This is a genomic window from Undibacterium sp. SXout20W, assembly GCF_049340285.1.
In the GTDB taxonomy this organism is placed as follows: domain Bacteria; phylum Pseudomonadota; class Gammaproteobacteria; order Burkholderiales; family Burkholderiaceae_D; genus Undibacterium.
The window spans coordinates 37,148-55,882 of the sequence record NZ_JBMPPH010000007.1; the positions used below are offsets into that span (position 1 = coordinate 37,148).

The following is an 18,735-nucleotide window of genomic DNA, read 5'->3' on the forward strand; positions in this document are numbered from 1 at the left end:
GGCGGCGCTTTCAGCATATTATATGTTAATGCCAGGTGGAGTGAGTAAGCTGTGCGGAAGATGAGCAAACGATCGTCATGCCAACAAATTGACCTGGCGGTGTGCAACGTAGCGATGCACCCACTAAGTCAATTTAACGGCATGACAGAGATTACATGTTACGACGATACTGTCCACCCACCTCAAACAAGGCCGTCGTGATTTGACCCAATGAACAAACGCGGGCGGCGTCCATCAGTTTGGCGAACACGTTTTCATTGTTGATCGCAGCTTGCTGCAAAGCTGCCAATGCTTGCGGTGCCACGTCGGCGTGGCGTTGATGGAAATCAGCCAGACGTGTTAATTGCGACTGTTTTTCTTCCTCGGTAGAACGTGCCAATTCTATCTTCTGTGGTGTATCGCCCGCCTTAGGATTACGGAAGGTGTTGACACCGATGATAGGCAGAGTGCCGTCGTGTTTCAGATGTTCGTAGTGCATGGATTCTTCTTGAATCTTACCGCGTTGATAGCCGGTTTCCATCGCACCTAACACGCCGCCACGTTCGGCGATGCGTTCAAATTCTTGCATCACGGCTTCTTCAACCAGATCGGTCAATTCTTCGATGATGAAGCTACCTTGAATGGGGTTTTCGTTTTTCGCCAGACCCCATTCGCGGTTGATGATCAACTGAATCGCCAATGCACGACGCACCGATTCGTCGGTTGGTGTGGTGATCGCTTCATCGTAGGCATTGGTATGCAAGCTGTTGCAGTTATCGTAAATCGCGATCAATGCTTGCAATGTGGTGCGAATATCATTGAAATCAATTTCTTGTGCATGCAAAGAACGACCAGAAGTTTGGATATGGTATTTCAACTTCTGACTACGATCATTGGCGCCGTATTTATCGCGCATCGCAATCGCCCAGATACGACGGGCAACACGGCCCAGTACCGTGTATTCTGGATCCATCCCGTTACTGAAGAAGAACGATAAGTTGGCGGCGAAATCATCGATGTGCATGCCGCGTGCGAGGTACGCCTCCACAAACGTAAAGCCGTTCGACAAAGTGAATGCCAATTGCGAAATCGGATTCGCGCCCGCTTCGGCAATGTGGTAACCAGAGATCGATACCGAGTAGAAGTTACGTACTTGATGATGCACGAAATATTCTTGAATATCACCCATCACTTTGAGTGAGAATTCGGTCGAGAAGATGCAAGTGTTTTGACCTTGGTCTTCTTTCAGAATATCGGCCTGCACAGTACCACGTACATTCATCAACACCCATGCACGGATTTTTGCAGCTTCATCAGCGGTTGGTTCACGCTTGTTATCAACGCGGAATTTTCCCATTTGCTGATCAATTGCGGTGTTCATGAAAAACGCCAGAATGGTTGGTGCCGGTCCATTGATGGTCATGGAAACGGACGTCGCTGGGTCGCACAAATCAAAACCGTCGTACAAGACTTTCATGTCTTCCAGCGTTGCTACAGACACGCCAGAGTTACCGACTTTACCGTAGATATCAGGACGGATCGCTGGGTCCGCACCGTACAGAGTCACGGAGTCAAACGCAGTCGACAGGCGTTTTGCATCCATGCCTTGCGATACTAATTTGAAGCGACGATTCGTACGGAACGGATCACCTTCACCGGCAAACATACGAGTTGGGTCTTCGCCTTCGCGTTTAAACGCAAACACACCGGCGGTGAATGGGAACGAGCCAGGAACGTTTTCCAGCAACAACCAACGCAGAATTTCACCGTGATCGACAAAACGTGGCAATGCAACTTTACGAATCGTTGTGCCGGATAAAGTTTGCTGCGTTAAACGGGTGCGGATTTCTTTATCGCGGATTTTGACGACGTATTCATCACCGGCGTAGGCGGCTTGCATGTCAGGCCACATGTTGATGAGTTGTTTGGATTCGGCGTTCAGGTGATTATCGCGCTCTATAATCAATTCGTCGATGGCACCGAATGCATCTTGGGCTTTGCCGGATTTGCTCAGCATGCGCTTGGTTTCTTGCAATTGCTGACGTTCACGAGCGAGGTTAACTTGTTTGCCAGTTTGCTTGTGATAGTGGCGCACGGTGTCGGCAATCTCAGCCAGATAACGGCTGCGTGCTGGCGGTACGATCACATTTTTTGCACTGGAGAATTTAACATCCACTGGCGCCAATTTACTGGTGGTGGTTTTTAATCCGCGTGCTGCCAGCGCAGGCAACAAGCCTTGGTACAACGCAGTGACGCCATCATCATTGAAACGGGAGGCTTGCGTGCCGTAGACTGGCATGTCGTCTGGCTTTTTAGTCCACAATTCGCGGTTGCGTTGATATTGTTTCGCCACGTCGCGCAAGGCATCCTGAGCGCCTTTGCGATCGAATTTATTGATCGCAACAAAATCAGCAAAATCGAGCATGTCGATTTTTTCTAATTGGGATGCAGCACCAAATTCGGGCGTCATCACATACATTGACACATCAACGTGCGGCACAATCGCAGCGTCGCCTTGACCAATACCAGAGGTTTCAACGATGACCAGATCAAAACCCGCTACTTTGCAAGCGGCAATCACGTCTGGTAATGCTTGAGAAATTTCGGAACCTGCTTCGCGGGTTGCCAGCGAGCGCATGAAAACTTTGACATTGCCTTTCCATGGATTGATCGCATTCATACGAATGCGATCCCCCAGCAAAGCACCACCAGATTTACGACGGGAAGGATCGATCGAAATCAATGCGATGTTCAAGTTGTCGTCTTGATCCAGACGGATGCGGCGGATCAGTTCATCGGTCAACGAGGATTTGCCAGCGCCACCCGTGCCAGTAATACCAAATGCCGGAATTTTAATCTGTTCCGCGGCTTTGATAATCTCAGCACGTAAAGCAGGAGCGACTTTGTCGTTTTCCAGAGCGGTGATCAGTTGGGCTAATGGACGGTGTTTGGCGGCGATATCGCCCTCTTGCAATACGTTCAGGCTGGTTGGCGCATAGGTGGACAGATCAACGTCGCACGCCTGGATCATCGACAATATCATGCCGACCAGCCCCATGCGCTGACCATCTTCCGGGCTAAAAATACGGGTCACGCCATAGGCGTGCAGATCGGCAATTTCTTCTGGCACGATCACACCACCACCGCCGCCAAAGACTTTGATATGTGCGCCACCGCGTTGCTTTAACAGATCGATCATGTATTTGAAGTACTCGACGTGGCCGCCCTGGTAACTGGAAATAGCGATACCTTGCGCATCTTCTTGCAACGCGGCAGTAACGATTTCCTCAACGGAACGGTTGTGCCCGAGATGGATTACTTCGGCACCATTCGCCATCAAAATACGGCGCATGATGTTGATCGAGGCGTCATGGCCATCGAACAGAGAAGCGGCGGTGACGAAACGCACCTTATTCGCTGGTTTGTATTCGGTCAGGTTTTGGGCTACGGACAGGTCGGTCATGTCATCCTCAACAGTCTATATTTTCGGTAAAGCATACGCCTAGATCGCTTTACGGGGTGGTTATTGCTCACGAATTGATCGGTTTGTTTGTCGCTAACTTATATGACGTTAACGTAAACGTCAATATGAATATTCCAAAGCAAACAGAAGCAAACAAAAAAATCTGAAGCAATCAGAAATGCCAAGTCCAGTAGTCATGCGGATCTTAAGACAAAAATGGCTCAAGAATGGCTTTCCTATTGGACTTACTAAATTGATACTTTTTCTAACGACCAGCGCTCATCGTCCGTGGAGCGAGTGCTGGTCGTTGCTTTTTATGCCGCAACCCGCTTTGCTGGCTGATTCAACAGGCTAGCTTTTTCAAGTTGATACGCTTGCATGGCTTTTTCTTTGACATGGCCAAAACCACGTACTTTTTCGGGCAAATTTGCAACAGCGATGGCGGTTTCCAAGGTTTCTGCGGTCAGATTTCCGACTAATTGCTCAATTGCAATACGATAATCGACGATCATAGCGCGCTCTGCTTTACGCTCCTCGGTGTAACCAAAAATATCTAATTTAGTGCCGCGCAGACCTTTTAACTTGGCCAACACACCAAACGCATGCCAGACCCACGATCCGTATTGGGCTTTGACTAAGTGCCCTTGTGCATCTTTTTTGGAGAACAAAGGTGGTGCGATATTGAATTTCAAACTGAAATCACCTTCAAACTGTTGTTTGAGTTTATCGGTGAACTGACCATCTGTGTAAAGACGCGCGACTTCGTATTCATCTTTGTAGGCCATCAGCTTGAAGTAATACTTAGCCACTGCAGTAGTCAACTTATTACCTAAGCCCAATGCCGTCTCGGTATTGCGAACGCGTGTTACCAGAGCGTTATATTGCTCTGCATACGCTGCGTCTTGATACGCCGTCAGGTAGTCAATACGACGTTTGATGACGCTATCCAGACTTTGTGGCATCTGAACCACCACGGTTTGCGTAGGCATCGCGATTTTTTCTACACGTGGCAGATCAACAGCAGCGCGACGACCCCACAAGAACGCCTTTTTATTCGATTCAATCGCAACACCATTGAGTTCAATCGCTCTTAACAAAGCCGCTTCCGACAAAGGAATCGCGCCTTTTTGGAACGCAAAGCCGAGCATGAACAGATTGGTTGCAATGGAATCGCCCATCAATGCCGTAGCGATTTTGGTGGCATTGATAAAGTCGACATTGCCGCCAACGGATTCTGAAATCAAGTGCTCGGTCGATTCCAACGGGAACTGCCAATCCGGATTTTTTGCAAAGGGTCCGGTCGGTTGTTCATTGGTGTTGATGACTGCACGCGTGCGGCCTGCACGCATCTTGGAAATCGCATCGTGAGCACCGGCAGTCAGAATATCGCAACCCAAAATCAAATCGGCTTCACCTGTGGCGATACGTTGTGCGCGTAATTTTTTGCGCTCATTGACGATACGGATGTGAGAAGTCACCGAACCGTTTTTCTGCGACATACCAGTCATATCGAGCACTGATGCGCCTTTTCCTTCAAGATGCGCCGCCATACCCAACAAAGCACCAACGGTAATCACACCCGTACCACCGATACCATTGAGTAGAATATTGTACGATGTCGCGCAAGTGGGCAATACAGGCTCAGGCAAGCCACCGAAATCGTCGGTTTTCGCGGTACCGGTTTTGGACTTGCGCAATTTGCCCCCTTCTACCGTGACAAAACTTGGGCAAAAACCTTTGACGCAAGAATAGTCTTTATTACAGGAAGACTGATCAATGCTACGTTTGCGACCAAATTCAGTTTCCACCGGCATGATGGACGTACAGTTCGATTGCACACCGCAATCGCCACACCCTTCACATACTGCTTCATTGATGAACATGCGCTGATTTGGGTCGGGGAATTCGCCCTTTTTGCGACGGCGACGTTTTTCTGCGGCACAGGTTTGGTCGTAAATCAGGACGCTGCAACCAGGTAATTCACGCAATTCGCGTTGGACGGCATCCATGTCTTTACGATCATGTAAAGTCAGCGATGCGGGCAAATTAGAACGATCGGTATAGCGTGACAAATCTTCGGTCACCAAGGCAATACGCTTCACGCCTTCTGCCGCCATTTGCTGTGCCATCATCGGCACGCTGATGATACCGTCAACTGGTTGACCACCAGTCATCGCAACGGCATCGTTGTACAAAATCTTATAGGTGATATTGACCTTGGCAGCCACAGCAGCGCGGATCGCCAGATAACCAGAATGGAAATAAGTCCCATCACCCAAATTCTGGAACACATGCGGCAACGTAGAAAATGCCGCCTGACCAATCCAAGGTGCACCTTCACCGCCCATGTGGGTGGTGAGTTTATTAAATTCAGGATAAATTGCCGTTGCCATGACGTGGCAACCAATACCTGCCAGCGCCAGACTACCTTCAGGCACTTTGGTGGAAGTGTTATGTGGACAACCGGAGCAATAATACGCAGGGCGTACTGGCGTATTGACTTGTTTCGTCAATACCACGTCTTTGGCTTCCAAAAATGCCAGACGCGCTTTGATCAGATCGCTGGTATGGAAACGGGCGATCCGTGAAGAAATCACGCGGGCAATTTGTGCAACTGAAAAGTCCGCTTTAGACGTTAACAACCATTCGCCCCGTGGATGCACCCATTCGCCTTTTTCATCGAACTTACCAATCACGCGTGGCCGGACGTCATCGCGCCAGTTGTACAGTTGTTCTTTCAGTTGGTATTCCACCATCTGACGTTTTTCTTCGATGACCAGAATTTCGTCGAGACCCTGGGCGAATTCACGCACGCCGTCTGGTTCTAAGGGCCATGGCATCGAAACTTTAAACAAACGGATGCCGATGTCGGCGGCAAATTTTTCGTCAATGCCCAGTTCTTCTAAGGCTTCCAGCACATCGAGGTAGGATTTTCCTGAGGCCACAATGCCTAATTTGGCTTTCGGACTATCAATCGTCACGTGATTGAGTTTATTCGCACGTGCATACGCCAACGCCGCGTAGATTTTGTAATCCTGCATTAAGGCTTCTTGCTTACGCGCTTGAATACCGAGCGTATCGAGTGATAAGCGGGTGTTCAAACCACCTTCTGGCATCACAAAATCTTCTGGGATCGTGATCTTGAGACGGAATGGATCTGCATCCACGGACGACGTCGATTCAACCGTATCGGCCAGCGCTTTAAAGCCCACCGCACAGCCCGAGAAACGCGACATCGCCCACGCATGCAAACCAAGATCGAGGTATTCCTGCACATTGGCCGGATACAACATCGGAATCATGCAAGCAGAGAAAATATGGTCAGACTGATGCGGCAGCGTAGAAGAGTACGCACCGTGGTCGTCACCCGCCACCAACAAAACACCACCGTGTTTAGCCGTGCCAGCATGGTTCATGTGCTTGAAAACGTCGGCACTGCGATCAACGCCAGGTCCTTTACCGTACCACATGGCGAATACGCCATCATATTTTGCAGGGCCAATCAGATCAACCGTTTGTGTGCCCCAGACCGATGTTGCAGCTAAATCTTCATTCACACCAGGAACAAATTGCACATGGCTTTGCTCGAGTATTTTTTTGGTTTTCCACAATGTCTCGTCAAGACCACCGAGCGGCGAACCGCGATAGCCTGAAATAAATCCCGCCGTATTCAGACCGGCAGCCTGATCACGTTGACGTTGTATCATTGGTAAGCGCACTAATGCCTGAATACCAGATAGAAAAATCGTACCGCTATTGGACGTGTATTTATCGTCAAGTTTGACGTCGCGTAGCTGTGTTGGGGTAGTGAGATTCGCGCTAACGTCTGATAGATTGTTTAGCGCTGAAGATGACGCGGACGTGAGTCCAGCAGACTCCAGATTGGTGTCGGATGACATGTGTGGCTCCAAAATTTGTAATTTAGATCGCAAAGAACATGCGTTGCATCCGGTAAGACACAAGTTTGTTCGCAACCTATAGCGAGGTATCGGATATAGGCTCTCGTTGCGTTGGCTGAGATAACAGCCATTTTATTCGAATTCGGTACAAAATTCGATAGCAAGAAGCTACGATATTGCTTCCTCCGCACAAATGACGACGTGTTTACCCAAATAAACGCGCCCTCCAGTTACTTGCGCGAATGCAATAACGTCATCGCTTTCGAACCTGGCCAAATCAAAGAGACATCAAAAGAAGCTTTCGAAATTTCGCTGCAGCGCTTCTTCGACTTCCTTTGAAATCTGCTGTGTTCACAGTGTAAGTCGTGAAATAGATTTCGGAAAATACGGAATAAAAATAGGGGTATCATAAAAAATGATAGGCCACGTCGTTTAATTTTTATCGTCGCCGGGCAGTGGGTCTCGCGCTGTATTGGTCATTCACGGGATTAGTATTTGCGCCCCCGGCCTGCCCCCAAAAAACCTCTAAGGAGTGCAATTGAGTTAATTGAAGTCAGAACGACGAAAAAACTTCCCATAAATTGGCGAATTGCACCTACCGGACGAGGAACTGACATGCGCTTTTAAAACCATCAACCAGTCTTAGGCAATTGTATGCAAGCCAGCAAACCACCGCCAACCGCATTACTCAACACCAATTTTCCACCATGCGACTGCACAATATCGCGCGCAATACTTAAACCCAAACCCAGGCCAGTCTGGTTTTGCTGACGGCCATGATCTAATCTGACGTAAGGATCAAACAAGCGCTCTAACGCTTCTTCCGGAACACCGGGGCCATGGTCACGGATTTGTATTTCTATGGCGTCTTCTGTTTCTATTGAAGAAATCTCGACCTGCTTGCCATAATGAATCGCATTATTTAAAAGATTACCGATCGCCCGTTTTAAGGCCAAAGGTTTAGCAGAAACGGTGAGCCCGGATTCATGGAATGTAATTTGATGCCCAGCTAAACCAACACCACGCACCATCCTCCCAATCAGCGGATCCAAACGAATTTCCGTCGGGTTCTCGTAAATATCGCTATCCTTAACGCACTGCAAAGCGCCTTTTACCATCATGTCTAGCTCATCGAGATCATCATGAAATTCGCTACGTATTTCGTCATCATCTAATAATTCAGCGCGTAATTTCAAGCGCATAATTGGCGTGCGCAGATCGTGTGAAATAGAAACAAACAGACGTTCGCGGTCATCGATATAGCGTGCAATACGCTCTCGCATAGCACTAAAGGCACGTGCTGTGTTCACAAATTCGCGGCTACCAGTTTCCGGCAATTCAGGCGCAGTTTCGCCATTTCCGAATGCAGATGCGGCTTCAGATAAGGCTGCCAGGGGACGAGTAATCCAACTTACCACTAAAATAGAAAGTAACAAAACCGCGGCCAGGGACAACGCTTGTAACACCACCCGATCACCGGACAATGGATCATTGCTATCCAAGAAATAGGGGTTAGGCATCAGAGTTGCCAGATACAACCAATGTCCTGGTTCCATTTCAATTTGCAACACTAAAATCGGTGCAGGATTCGGTTTAGTGACTAAGATATGCTGCACCCAACGATCTGGTACATCGCCAATACCTGCGCCATCTTCTGACAAAACCAAATCGGCTGGCCAGGTAAAGTTAATCTGCGTTTTAGTGATGTTTGGTAAGACATTTTTCAACGCAGCAGAAAATTTTTCTTTCGCCAGTTCGGTCAATGCCTCCTCTGGAATATCTTTTATTTTGAGCGGCTGACTATTCAAATTAACATAAAATCGGGTGCCACCCATTTCACGAAATTGTTGAATAATCAGAGGCCTGAAGTTGGGCGGCGGGCTCATAAAAAATCGGATCGTGCTGGCAGCGCTTTGTGCCAGATGCTGCGATGACTCTGTAACTTCAATTTGCGACTCTTTGCGCATTTGTGCAGCCCAAAAAGCATTGCCGACAAATTGCGTCAACATCACACCAGCCACCATCACGACTGATAAACGACCTAGCAATGAGCTTGGCAAAATGCGTTGAATCCAGGGTCGCTGAGAAATCTGATCAGACATTAGACACACTGACGTCGGCTGAAAAGACGTAGCCAGCGCCGCGCACCGTCTTAATGATAAAAGGCTGTTTGCCGTCATCATTTAATCGCAAACGCAAACGACTGATTTGGACGTCGAGCGATCGATCTAAAGGCCCCGAATCGCGTCCGCGAGTTTCTTCACACAAAATACCGCGATCGAGAATATCGCCCGGATGTTCAACGAAATATTTAAGCAACTGAAAATCCAAACCAGTTAGCGAGACAATCTCTGATTCCGCATTCACCACGGTACGTTCCACCGCATCGAGCGTGAAGCCATTGAAACGATAAAAACGCGGTGGCGCATTGCTTTCCGTTCCCATGCGACGGTGAATAGCCTTAATTCGCGCTAATAATTCACGCGGACTATATGGCTTACCGATGTAATCATCCGCCCCTAACTCCAACCCCACCACACGGTCGGTTTCATCGGAACTAGCGGTGAGCATAATGATAGGAATATTCGAACGTTGACGAACGATTTTGCACAACGCAAAACCATCGGTATCTGGCAGCATGACATCCAAAATGACCATCGATAATTCATCAACATAGCGTTGAAACTCTGCCAAAAAAGATTCGCCGTTATGCGCCAACCTGACCTCGTATTGATTCTTTTCAAGGTAGGCTTTTAACAGGGTTCGGGTCTTTTGATCGTCATCGACGATAAGTATCTTGCGCGTCATAAACGGATTTTCATTTAGGTAAAGTATGAGAAATGGCTGCCAGCCGCCTTTGTGCATCACTGACAGCAACATTGTCATTCGAAAAAAAACGTATCAGCTCCGCAACGATGGCCTCCTTCGATATTTCGTCGGTTGCCATTCTGTGCGCGAGACTCGGCACTTGCGCCGCGGTACCGCGTGAAAATATTTTCCATGACGCTTGTGCGCAACTATCCAATTTGCTCAGATCTGGGTTACGTAAGACCGGAATAGAACCTTTGATCTGATTGTACTCAGCCTGCATCACTGGAGAAACGGCGATTTGTGCAATTTTTTCTTGTGCCATGCGTGCTGCTGCACCTTTGTTCAACATCACCAGCGTATCTATATCGTATAAATGATAATTGGCCGTATTTGGTACTGCTGCACAGGAGAAGCCGACATCGGTTGCCAGCCCCCATGAATTCAGTTCGGCTTTAGCCCAATCACCCATCACTAGCATAGCGGCATCACCGTCTGCCAACATGCGTGCGCTTGCGATCCAGGAGCGTTCATTCAGGGGGGATGGCATATATTTTTTTAAACTGCGGAAACGACTTAGGGCGCGGCCAAAACGCGCATCCAGAAAGGCTTGTGAATTTTTATTTACAAATGCATCGCGGTAAAAATTGGCATCCGATTCCGACAGTAAGATCGTTTCAAACAGTGTCGCCAGTTGCCACGATTCAGAACTTTGTGCCAATGGCGTGATACCCGCACGTTGCAATTTTTGGGCGACAAGTTCAAATTCATCCCAATTCGCCGGCGCGGCCACATTGAATCTGGCAAAAATTTTACGATTAAAAAACAATGTGTTAATTCGATGGATACCTAACGGTACTGCAACGGGATGGCCGTTAGGCTGTATCAAATGCCAGACTGTCGGGTATAGCAATTTTTCCCATTTGGCGTTGCTGGCTACGCCATCGAGTTCTTGCAGCAATCCAAGTTCAGCCCATTCTGAAATCATGACACCATTGAGCTGCGCGATTTCCGGCGCATCACCTGCCAATAATCTGCTTTTCAAAACGATGCCCGCACCTATGCCTGATCCACTGGGAATCACTGCATTTTTCCAGACGATATTTTCCTGTGCCAGGCGCCCCGACAACACTGCAATGGCCTTCTCTTCACTGGTGGATGTCCACCAATGCAATACCTGCACGGTCTGGGCATGCGCATTTGCAAAAAACAGCAAAAAAATAGCCAAAAACACACTACTTATGAACGTGTCGCTTTTAATTTTTGACTTCGATCTGCTGGCAAATTCCGCATAGGGCAAGAATATTTTTTTTTCTATTTGCACCTTGAGGGATCCTTCCTTGTCTCGTCGAACACTATAGCCGAAGTGGCCGACGAAGTGGCATTACCACCGTAATGAAGGCTAGCTATTTGTAAAGAAACGTAAGTTTTTATGATTTTTTATGAGTCTCTTTACATTCATACGTTTTTGCTTTTGCTGCTGTGAGCGGACGTTTTTGACGGTTTTTGTCAGTCCGCTTTTGTAAAGATACGTAAGCCATTTTCCTCTGAAGAAAATACTCAATTCGTTATAAATCAATACCTTACTGTGACAAAGACCCGTCGACCTGACGAGTTGGAATCACATTCACAGGGGTGTTACTGTCCGCTCGCTGTCCAACGACATGCAATAAAAAACAAGCTCAAAGCAAAAAATAAAAAGCACAGACTTTGTTGAGCCTTGTTCACTCAACTATTACGGAGACAAGATGACTCGTACTACTCTCAAAGCATTGCCTTTGGCGCTGGCACTCGCGCTCACTTCTGGTTTGACATTCGCTGACGCAGGTCATGATGACGACGGCTTTCACGGTTATTTGCGTGACGGCGCAGGGGTTAGTTCTGCTCACGGTCCACAAAGCTGCTTCGGCCTTGGCGGCAACACCATGAAATACCGGCTTGGTAACGAGTGTGATGCCTATTTCGAAGGGGGTTATACCTCCACGCTGGCAAAAGCAATTGATGGCGTAACATTCACAGGAACTTTATGGGCGAATGCCTGGAGTCCAAATTCTGACTTTGGTAATGCCTCACTCAAAATAGCGAAAGCTTACGTAGAAGCGAAAAACGTCGATTTCTTGAATGGCGGCGTGGCTTGGATAGGAAAGCGTTATTACTATCGTCCAGACATTCACATGTTAGATCTGCAATTCGTCAATCTGAATGGCACAGGCGGTGGTATCGACGGCATCAAAGCTGGCCCTGGCAAATTCAGTTATGCCATTTTTAAAGATAATGACGCCACAACGATCGATCCAAGTACAGGACTTGTCACCACGACGACAGCCGCCTTACGTCAAAATTTCATCTATGAAGGATTACCTGTTAATGAAGGCGGCAAGATCGATGCTATCTTTACAGCAATCACTTCGCAGGGTACGAATACACATAGCGGCTGGCAGTTGAGCGTATTGCACAAGCAAGATGTGTGGGGTGGTGGCAATACTTTGGGCATTCAATATGGCGTTGGTCCAGGGACAGGGATCGGCGTTGGCAACGATCGCATGGGTTCATCGGGCAACACGTTGCTCGGTTCAGACGTCACACGTACACGTATTTTCGACGATCTGGTCGTGCAGCCAAGCAAACAATTCAGCGCTGAATTTGTCGCATTAATGCAAAGAGACAAATCGAATGCTGGCTCAACAACCTGGACAAGTCTTGGCGTTCGCCCAGTCTACGCTATCTTGCCGCACCTGAAATTACAGATGGAATTAGGTACCGACCGCGTTACCTCCATCACCGGCGGCGCTGATGCACGTCTGACCAAATTGACTTTTGCACCTGCGATCTCTATGGGAGAAAGCTACTGGTCACGTCCGGAACTGCGCTTCTTCGTCAGTTACGGCAAATGGAATAACGCCGCAACAGCTGCGGTGAATGCCAGCAACAACTCCGGCCCTGTCTACAACAACGGCACTAGCGGCACCTCCGCTGGCGTACAAGTTGAGGCATGGTGGTAATACCCCTGAAAAAATTGGCGTGCACACTGGCCAAACTCCACGGTGCTCGCTACCATGTAAGCAGTCAATCTGTAGTCAAAAACTAGTCAATAAAACAAGACGGAGACACAAATGAAACTCAAGAAACTGACACTCGCGGTTCTGACAGGCACCACATTACTGGCCAGTGCAAACATTACCAACGCTGCAGAAGTTGAAGTTTTGCATTACTGGACATCTGGCGGCGAAGCTAAGTCTGTTGCTGAATTGAAAAAAATGATGGAAGCTAAGGGCGTGGCGTGGAAAGACTTTGCAGTCGCCGGCGGGGCCGGTGAAAATGCCATGACAGCATTAAAAGCACGCGTCATTTCAGGTAGCGCGCCAACCGCCGCTCTGATCAAAGGCCCATCAATTCAAGAATGGGGCAATGAAGGCGTATTGGCAAATATTGATGCCGCTGCAGCAGAAGGAAAATGGGAAGCCAACTTACCACCGACGCTGGCAAATATCATGAAATACAAAGGCCACTACGTTGCAGCACCCGTCAATGTTCATCGTGTCAATTGGCTGTGGATCAATCCTGAGGTATTGAAAAAATCCGGTGCCAAAGTACCTACCAATTTTGCAGAATTTTTTGATGCAGCGGACAAGATCAAAAAAGCAGGTTACATTGCGATCGCCCATGGTGGCCAACCATGGCAAGACGCGACCGTCTTCGAATCCGTTGCGTTAGGTGTGGGCGGCGCAGAGTTCTATAAAAAAGCCATCGTACAATTGGATCAGGCAAGTCTGACGAGCCCGACCATGATCAAAACCTTTGATACCTTAGCCAAAGTTAAAACGTACATCGACAAAGACTCGGCTGGTCGTGACTGGAATCTGGCAACAGCGATGGTCATTAATGGCAAAGCGGGTATGCAATTCATGGGTGACTGGGCGAAAGGCGAATTTACAGCAGCTGGCAAACAGCCAGGTAAAGATTTCTTGTGTGTTGCCGCACCTGGCACAGAAAAATCCTTTACCTTCAACGTTGATTCGCTGACGATGTTTGCAGTCAAAGGCGCAGATGCACAAAAAGCCCAATTAGCGTTGGCAGGTGCCGTAATGAGTCCTGAATTTCAAGAAGTTTTTAACTTGAATAAGGGTTCTATCCCCGCACGTGCTGGTGTTTCTCGTGCCAAGTTTGATAGTTGTGCATTGAAATCGATGGAAGATATGGATGCCTCAAGCAAAGCGGGTAGCTTTGTACCAAGCTTCGCGCACGGCATGGCAATTGACACTGCAAAAGCGGGCGCTATTCAGGACGTGATCGCAAAGTTCATGAATTCCAACATGACGTCGCAAGCAGCCGTTCAAGCTTTAGCAAAAGCAGCCAAAACTAAGTAAAGAATACACCCTAAGTGGCTGCATCATCACGCCGCTTAGTCAGATATTCGATCAGTTATATCCGAGTACCAGCAGGATCAATGATCCTTACTGGCGAGCTGATGCAAAACCTGCCGTTTGCATCAGCTCAGCTCAACTCAGCCGCCCCGGAGACAAGCATGTCGGTAACATCCCCGTCAGATTTAAAGATCGCTCCCTCACATCAAAAAGTATCCATTCCGAATCGCCTACAAGCGTTTGCGGATATCTGGTTACCGCGTTTGGTACTCTCGCCAACCGTCTTTGCTTCGCTACTTTTTGTGTATGGGTTTATCGCATTTACCGCGTATTTATCATTGACTGATTCACGCTTGATGCCAAAGTATGAATTGACTGGTTTCGGTCAATATCAAGCGCTATTTGAATTAGATCGCTGGTGGGTCTCTGCGACGAATCTTGGTATTTTTGGTGGCCTTTTTATTTTATTTTGCCTGATCGTTGGCTTACTCCTTGCGGTCTTTCTGGATCAGAAAATTCGCATGGAAGGCGCTCTTCGCGCGATCTATCTTTATCCAATGGCGCTGTCTTTCATTGTTACCGGTGTGGCGTGGAAATGGATTTTAAATCCTGGTCTTGGCTTAGAAAAAATGGTCCATGAATGGGGCTTCCCCAATTTCTCGATGGATTGGTTGGTGAATTCTGATATGGCAATCTATACCGTTGTCATTGCTGGCGTCTGGCAATCTTCTGGATTTGTAATGGCCTTGTTTTTAGCGGGTTTGCGCGGTGTCGATGACAGCATTATCAAAGCAGCGATGGTTGACGGCGCAAGCTTACCAACGATTTATCGGCGCATCGTTATTCCTGCATTGCGCCCGGTGTTCTTTAGTGTGCTTTTAGTATTGTCACATATCGCCATTAAAAGTTTTGATCTGGTCATGGCATTAACTGCCGGCGGCCCTGGTACCGCATCCGATGTACCCGCTATTTTTATGTATCAATTTTCGTTCACGCGAGGCCAGTTAGGTTTAGGTGCCGCCTCCGCGATGATGATGTTAATGACCGTTTTGGCAGTCTTGGTGCCATTGATTTATCTGGAAAGTAAAGAGGCCAAACATGGGCACTAATTCCACATCCACTTTCAGCCCCGGGCGCATTTTCATTTACGCTTTGTTGATATTTTGCGCCCTGTATTATCTCGCTCCTTTATATGTCATGTTAACGACTTCGGTCAAAACTCTGGATGAAATTCGCAGCGGAAATTTGCTCGATCTCCCGCGTCACCCAAGTCTTTATGCATGGCAAAAAGCATGGAGCGGTGCGTGCACCGGGGTGCGTTGTGATGGACTTTCACCCTATTTTTGGAACTCGGTAAAAATGGCAGTACCAGCGGTACTGATTTCTACATTAATCGGTTCTATCAATGGCTACGTGCTCGCCCATTGGAAATTTAAACACTCTGAAATTATTTTCACAGCTTTAATGGTAGGTTGCTTCATTCCATTTCAAGTCGTCATATTACCGATGGCGCGTCTACTGGGACTGGCTGAATTTGCCAATACTACCTGGGGCTTAGTGTTTGTACATGTCGTCTATGGCGTCGCCTTTACGACCTTATTTTTCCGTAATTACTACATCAGCGTACCGGATGAATTAGTCAAAGCCGCACGAATCGATGGCGCAGGCTTTTTCCGGATTTATCGTAGCGTGATTCTGCCTTTGTCACTACCGATCTTTATGGTGTGCTTTATTTGGCAATTCACCCAGATCTGGAATGACTTCTTATTCGGCGTCGTGTTTGGTGGCACCGATGCGCAACCAGTCACAGTGGCATTGAATAACCTCGTCAATACCTCGACCGGGGTCACAGAATACAACGTCAATATGGCCGCTGCTATTATCGCAGCGCTGCCGACCCTGGGCTTGTATTTGTTGGCTGGAAAATATTTTGTACGCGGCTTAACTGCCGGTGCAGTCAAAGGTTGATTTTGTGTCACACACAAAGAGAAATAAATCGCAACGCCTGACAATGAAAATTGAATCGCGTTGTAATAAAAAATCAGGAGATATAAAACATGGCTAGCTTATCCATCCGGGGTGTACGCAAGGTATATCCAAACGGCGCAGAGATTTTAAAAGGGATTGATTTAGAAATTAAAGATGGCGAATTTCTTATATTGGTCGGTGGTTCGGGCTGCGGCAAATCCACTCTACTCAATATGATTGCCGGACTAGAACCAACCTCCGAAGGCGATATCTATATTGGCGACAAATGTGTCAATGATGTACCACCAAAATCCCGCGATATTGCGATGGTCTTCCAGTCGTATGCGTTGTATCCAACGATGACTGTCCGTGAAAATATTTCATTTGGTTTAGGTATTCGCAAAGTGCCAGCAGCGGAGCAAAAGAAAATTGTCGATCGCGTGGCCGAGACGTTGCAAATGACCCATTTACTCGATCGCAAACCAGCACATTTGTCCGGTGGCCAGCGCCAGCGCGTGGCTATGGGTCGAGCGATTGCACGCAATCCGTCCTTGTTTTTATTTGACGAGCCTTTATCCAATCTCGATGCAAAACTGCGTGTAGAAATGCGCGCCGAAATTAAACTGATGCATCAACGTTTAAAGACAACGACTGTTTATGTGACCCACGATCAAGTAGAAGCGATGACGCTGGGTGACAAAATCGCGGTGATGAAAGACGGTGTCGTTCAACAGTTCGGTAGCCCGCAAGAAATTTACGATAGGCCAGCGAATATATTTGTGGCCGGTTTTATCGGCTCACCGTCGATGAATTTTTTACGCGGCAAATTACAAATGCATCAGGAAGGTTTGGGCTTTGCCATCGATCATGCCGGCAAACAAACGATTTTGCCGATTCCTTCTTCACATCTGGAGGCGGTTAAACGCTTACGCAATAAAGAAGGTGACATTATTTTAGGCATTCGTCCTGAACACGTCACAGATGCGGAAAGTGCACGCCGCTCTGAAACCGGCAACGCCTATCACCCAACTGAGGCTGACTGCACCATCGAACTGACGGAACCTACCGGGCCCGATACCCTGGTGTTCTCTACGTTCAATCAAGAACGGATTACTTGTCGCACCCACCCGCGTGCTGCTGCTGTACCAGGACAAGCCATGCGTCTGGCCTTTGATTTGTCAAAGGCCGTCTTTTTTGATCCAGAAACTGAACATAGCTTGCTTTGATGGTGGTCAGGAGTTAACCATGCGTTTTCCAAAATTATTTGCAGATATTGGCGGTACCAATGCCCGCTTTGCTTTAGAAACGTCGCCAGGTGTTTTGAGCGCCGTAAAGGTACTAGCGTGTGCTCATTACCCGCAGTTAGCCGATGCCATCCGTGCTTATATGGACTCCGATGAGGTGCGTGAGGCAAGTGGGGGTTTAGTAAAAAATGCGGGCATCGCGATTGCTAATCCTGTCCACGGTGATATCGTACAGATGACAAATCATCACTGGTGTTTTTCCATCGAGGCGACACGTCATCTTTTCCATTTTGAAACGCTGGATGTGGTGAACGATTTCACCGCACTGGCGATGGCATTGCCACGACTCACACACCAGCAAGTGACACAGGTAGGCGGCAATACGGCGCTCGATGGTAGCGCAATCGGTCTCTTAGGCGCAGGCACAGGCTTGGGTGTCTCTGGTTTGATTCCTTCTGGGTATGGATGGAAGCCATTACATAGCGAAGGTGGTCACGTCAGTTTTACACCAGCCAATCAACGTGAAATTGCCATTCTCGAATTTGCCTGGAAAGAGTTTGATCATGTCTCAGCAGAACGCTTATTATCTGGACCCGGGCTCAAATTAATCTATCGCGCGCTCGCAGCCTATCAAGGGCAACTTGCTGCGGAAATCGAAGCACCGGAGATTTTACAACGTGGATTAGATGATCAATGTGCAATTTGTCGCGACGTGTTGTCCAGTTTCTGCGACATGTTAGGCACGATGGCGGGGAACCTCGCGGTCACCTTAGGCGCTCGTGGTGGCATCTATATTGGCGGCGGTATTGTGCCACGGCTAGGTGACTTTTTAGCACGATCAGGATTCCGTCAGCGCTTCGAGCAAAAAGGGCGATTCACACAATATTTATCTCAAATACCGGTGTTCGTCATTACCGAAGCGTATCCAGCATTTATCGGCTTATCTGCTTTACTCGAAGAACGAGATTCCCTCATCGCAGCATAAATTCACGTGCAGTAAAAGTGCCAGG

Annotated in this window: 11 protein-coding genes; 6 read left to right on the top strand and 5 right to left on the bottom strand. The window is 48.0% G+C overall.

The features are described 5' to 3' along the window. Positions 1-151 precede the first annotated feature (151 nt). The 5 genes from icmF to ACO0K1_RS05955 all read right to left on the bottom strand — a co-directional run bounded on the left by icmF (position 152) and on the right by ACO0K1_RS05955 (position 11,365). Positions 152-3,442: a fused isobutyryl-CoA mutase/GTPase IcmF gene (icmF, locus tag ACO0K1_RS05935; protein ID WP_423023691.1), complete on the bottom strand. Its 3,291-nt coding sequence runs from the start codon at positions 3,440-3,442 to the stop codon at positions 152-154. Between the two features lie 314 nt (positions 3,443-3,756). Next, positions 3,757-7,341: an indolepyruvate ferredoxin oxidoreductase family protein gene (locus ACO0K1_RS05940; RefSeq protein ID WP_423023693.1), complete on the bottom strand. Its 3,585-nt coding sequence runs from the start codon at positions 7,339-7,341 to the stop codon at positions 3,757-3,759. Between the two features lie 632 nt (positions 7,342-7,973). After that, complete coding sequence (locus ACO0K1_RS05945; RefSeq protein ID WP_423023695.1) at positions 7,974-9,443, bottom strand: sensor histidine kinase; 1,470 nt, start codon at positions 9,441-9,443, stop codon at positions 7,974-7,976. Next, positions 9,436-10,149 (bottom strand): response regulator, encoded by a 714-nt coding sequence (locus tag ACO0K1_RS05950; RefSeq protein WP_423023697.1) that lies wholly within the window; start codon positions 10,147-10,149, stop codon positions 9,436-9,438. The genes ACO0K1_RS05945 and ACO0K1_RS05950 overlap by 8 nt, the downstream gene beginning before the upstream one ends. Positions 10,150-10,159: 10 nt before the next feature. Beyond that, positions 10,160-11,365, bottom strand: a complete 1,206-nt coding sequence (locus ACO0K1_RS05955; RefSeq protein ID WP_423023699.1) for an ABC transporter substrate-binding protein — start codon at positions 11,363-11,365, stop codon at positions 10,160-10,162. A 532-nt stretch (positions 11,366-11,897) separates the two neighbouring features. Here ACO0K1_RS05955 and ACO0K1_RS05960 point away from each other — a divergent pair. The 6 genes from ACO0K1_RS05960 (at position 11,898) to ACO0K1_RS05985 (ending at position 18,710) form a co-directional block, all read left to right on the top strand. Beyond that, positions 11,898-13,151, top strand: coding sequence for a maltoporin (locus tag ACO0K1_RS05960; RefSeq protein WP_423023701.1), 1,254 nt, complete (start codon positions 11,898-11,900; stop codon positions 13,149-13,151). Positions 13,152-13,262: 111 nt separating this feature from the next. Then, positions 13,263-14,516: an ABC transporter substrate-binding protein gene (locus ACO0K1_RS05965; RefSeq protein WP_423023703.1), complete on the top strand. Its 1,254-nt coding sequence runs from the start codon at positions 13,263-13,265 to the stop codon at positions 14,514-14,516. A 158-nt stretch (positions 14,517-14,674) separates the two neighbouring features. Continuing rightward, positions 14,675-15,622 (top strand): carbohydrate ABC transporter permease, encoded by a 948-nt coding sequence (locus ACO0K1_RS05970; RefSeq protein WP_423023705.1) that lies wholly within the window; start codon positions 14,675-14,677, stop codon positions 15,620-15,622. Continuing rightward, positions 15,612-16,481: a carbohydrate ABC transporter permease gene (locus ACO0K1_RS05975; RefSeq protein ID WP_423023707.1), complete on the top strand. Its 870-nt coding sequence runs from the start codon at positions 15,612-15,614 to the stop codon at positions 16,479-16,481. Before ACO0K1_RS05970 ends, ACO0K1_RS05975 begins: the two co-directional genes overlap by 11 nt. 89 nt (positions 16,482-16,570) lie before the next feature. After that, the gene (locus tag ACO0K1_RS05980) at positions 16,571-17,707 is read left to right on the top strand and encodes an ABC transporter ATP-binding protein (protein ID WP_423023709.1); all 1,137 of its coding nucleotides are present in this window, start codon (positions 16,571-16,573) and stop codon (positions 17,705-17,707) included. Positions 17,708-17,726: 19 nt separating this feature from the next. Beyond that, positions 17,727-18,710 (top strand): glucokinase, encoded by a 984-nt coding sequence (locus ACO0K1_RS05985; protein ID WP_423023711.1) that lies wholly within the window; start codon positions 17,727-17,729, stop codon positions 18,708-18,710. Positions 18,711-18,735: the final 25 nt, after the last annotated feature.

Excerpts from the sequence above, each read along its gene's own strand:
- ACO0K1_RS05980 (WP_423023709.1), top strand. The coding sequence starts at position 16,571 with ATGGCTAGCTTATCCATCCGGGGTGTACGCAAGGTATATCCAAACGGC.
- ACO0K1_RS05940 (WP_423023693.1), bottom strand. The coding sequence starts at position 7,341 with ATGTCATCCGACACCAATCTGGAGTCTGCTGGACTCACGTCCGCGTCA.
- ACO0K1_RS05985 (WP_423023711.1), top strand. The coding sequence starts at position 17,727 with ATGCGTTTTCCAAAATTATTTGCAGATATTGGCGGTACCAATGCCCGC.
- ACO0K1_RS05975 (WP_423023707.1), top strand. The coding sequence starts at position 15,612 with ATGGGCACTAATTCCACATCCACTTTCAGCCCCGGGCGCATTTTCATT.
- ACO0K1_RS05950 (WP_423023697.1), bottom strand. The coding sequence starts at position 10,149 with ATGACGCGCAAGATACTTATCGTCGATGACGATCAAAAGACCCGAACC.
- ACO0K1_RS05970 (WP_423023705.1), top strand. The coding sequence starts at position 14,675 with ATGTCGGTAACATCCCCGTCAGATTTAAAGATCGCTCCCTCACATCAA.
- ACO0K1_RS05960 (WP_423023701.1), top strand. The coding sequence starts at position 11,898 with ATGACTCGTACTACTCTCAAAGCATTGCCTTTGGCGCTGGCACTCGCG.
- ACO0K1_RS05965 (WP_423023703.1), top strand. The coding sequence starts at position 13,263 with ATGAAACTCAAGAAACTGACACTCGCGGTTCTGACAGGCACCACATTA.
- icmF (WP_423023691.1), bottom strand. The coding sequence starts at position 3,442 with ATGACCGACCTGTCCGTAGCCCAAAACCTGACCGAATACAAACCAGCG.
- ACO0K1_RS05945 (WP_423023695.1), bottom strand. The coding sequence starts at position 9,443 with ATGTCTGATCAGATTTCTCAGCGACCCTGGATTCAACGCATTTTGCCA.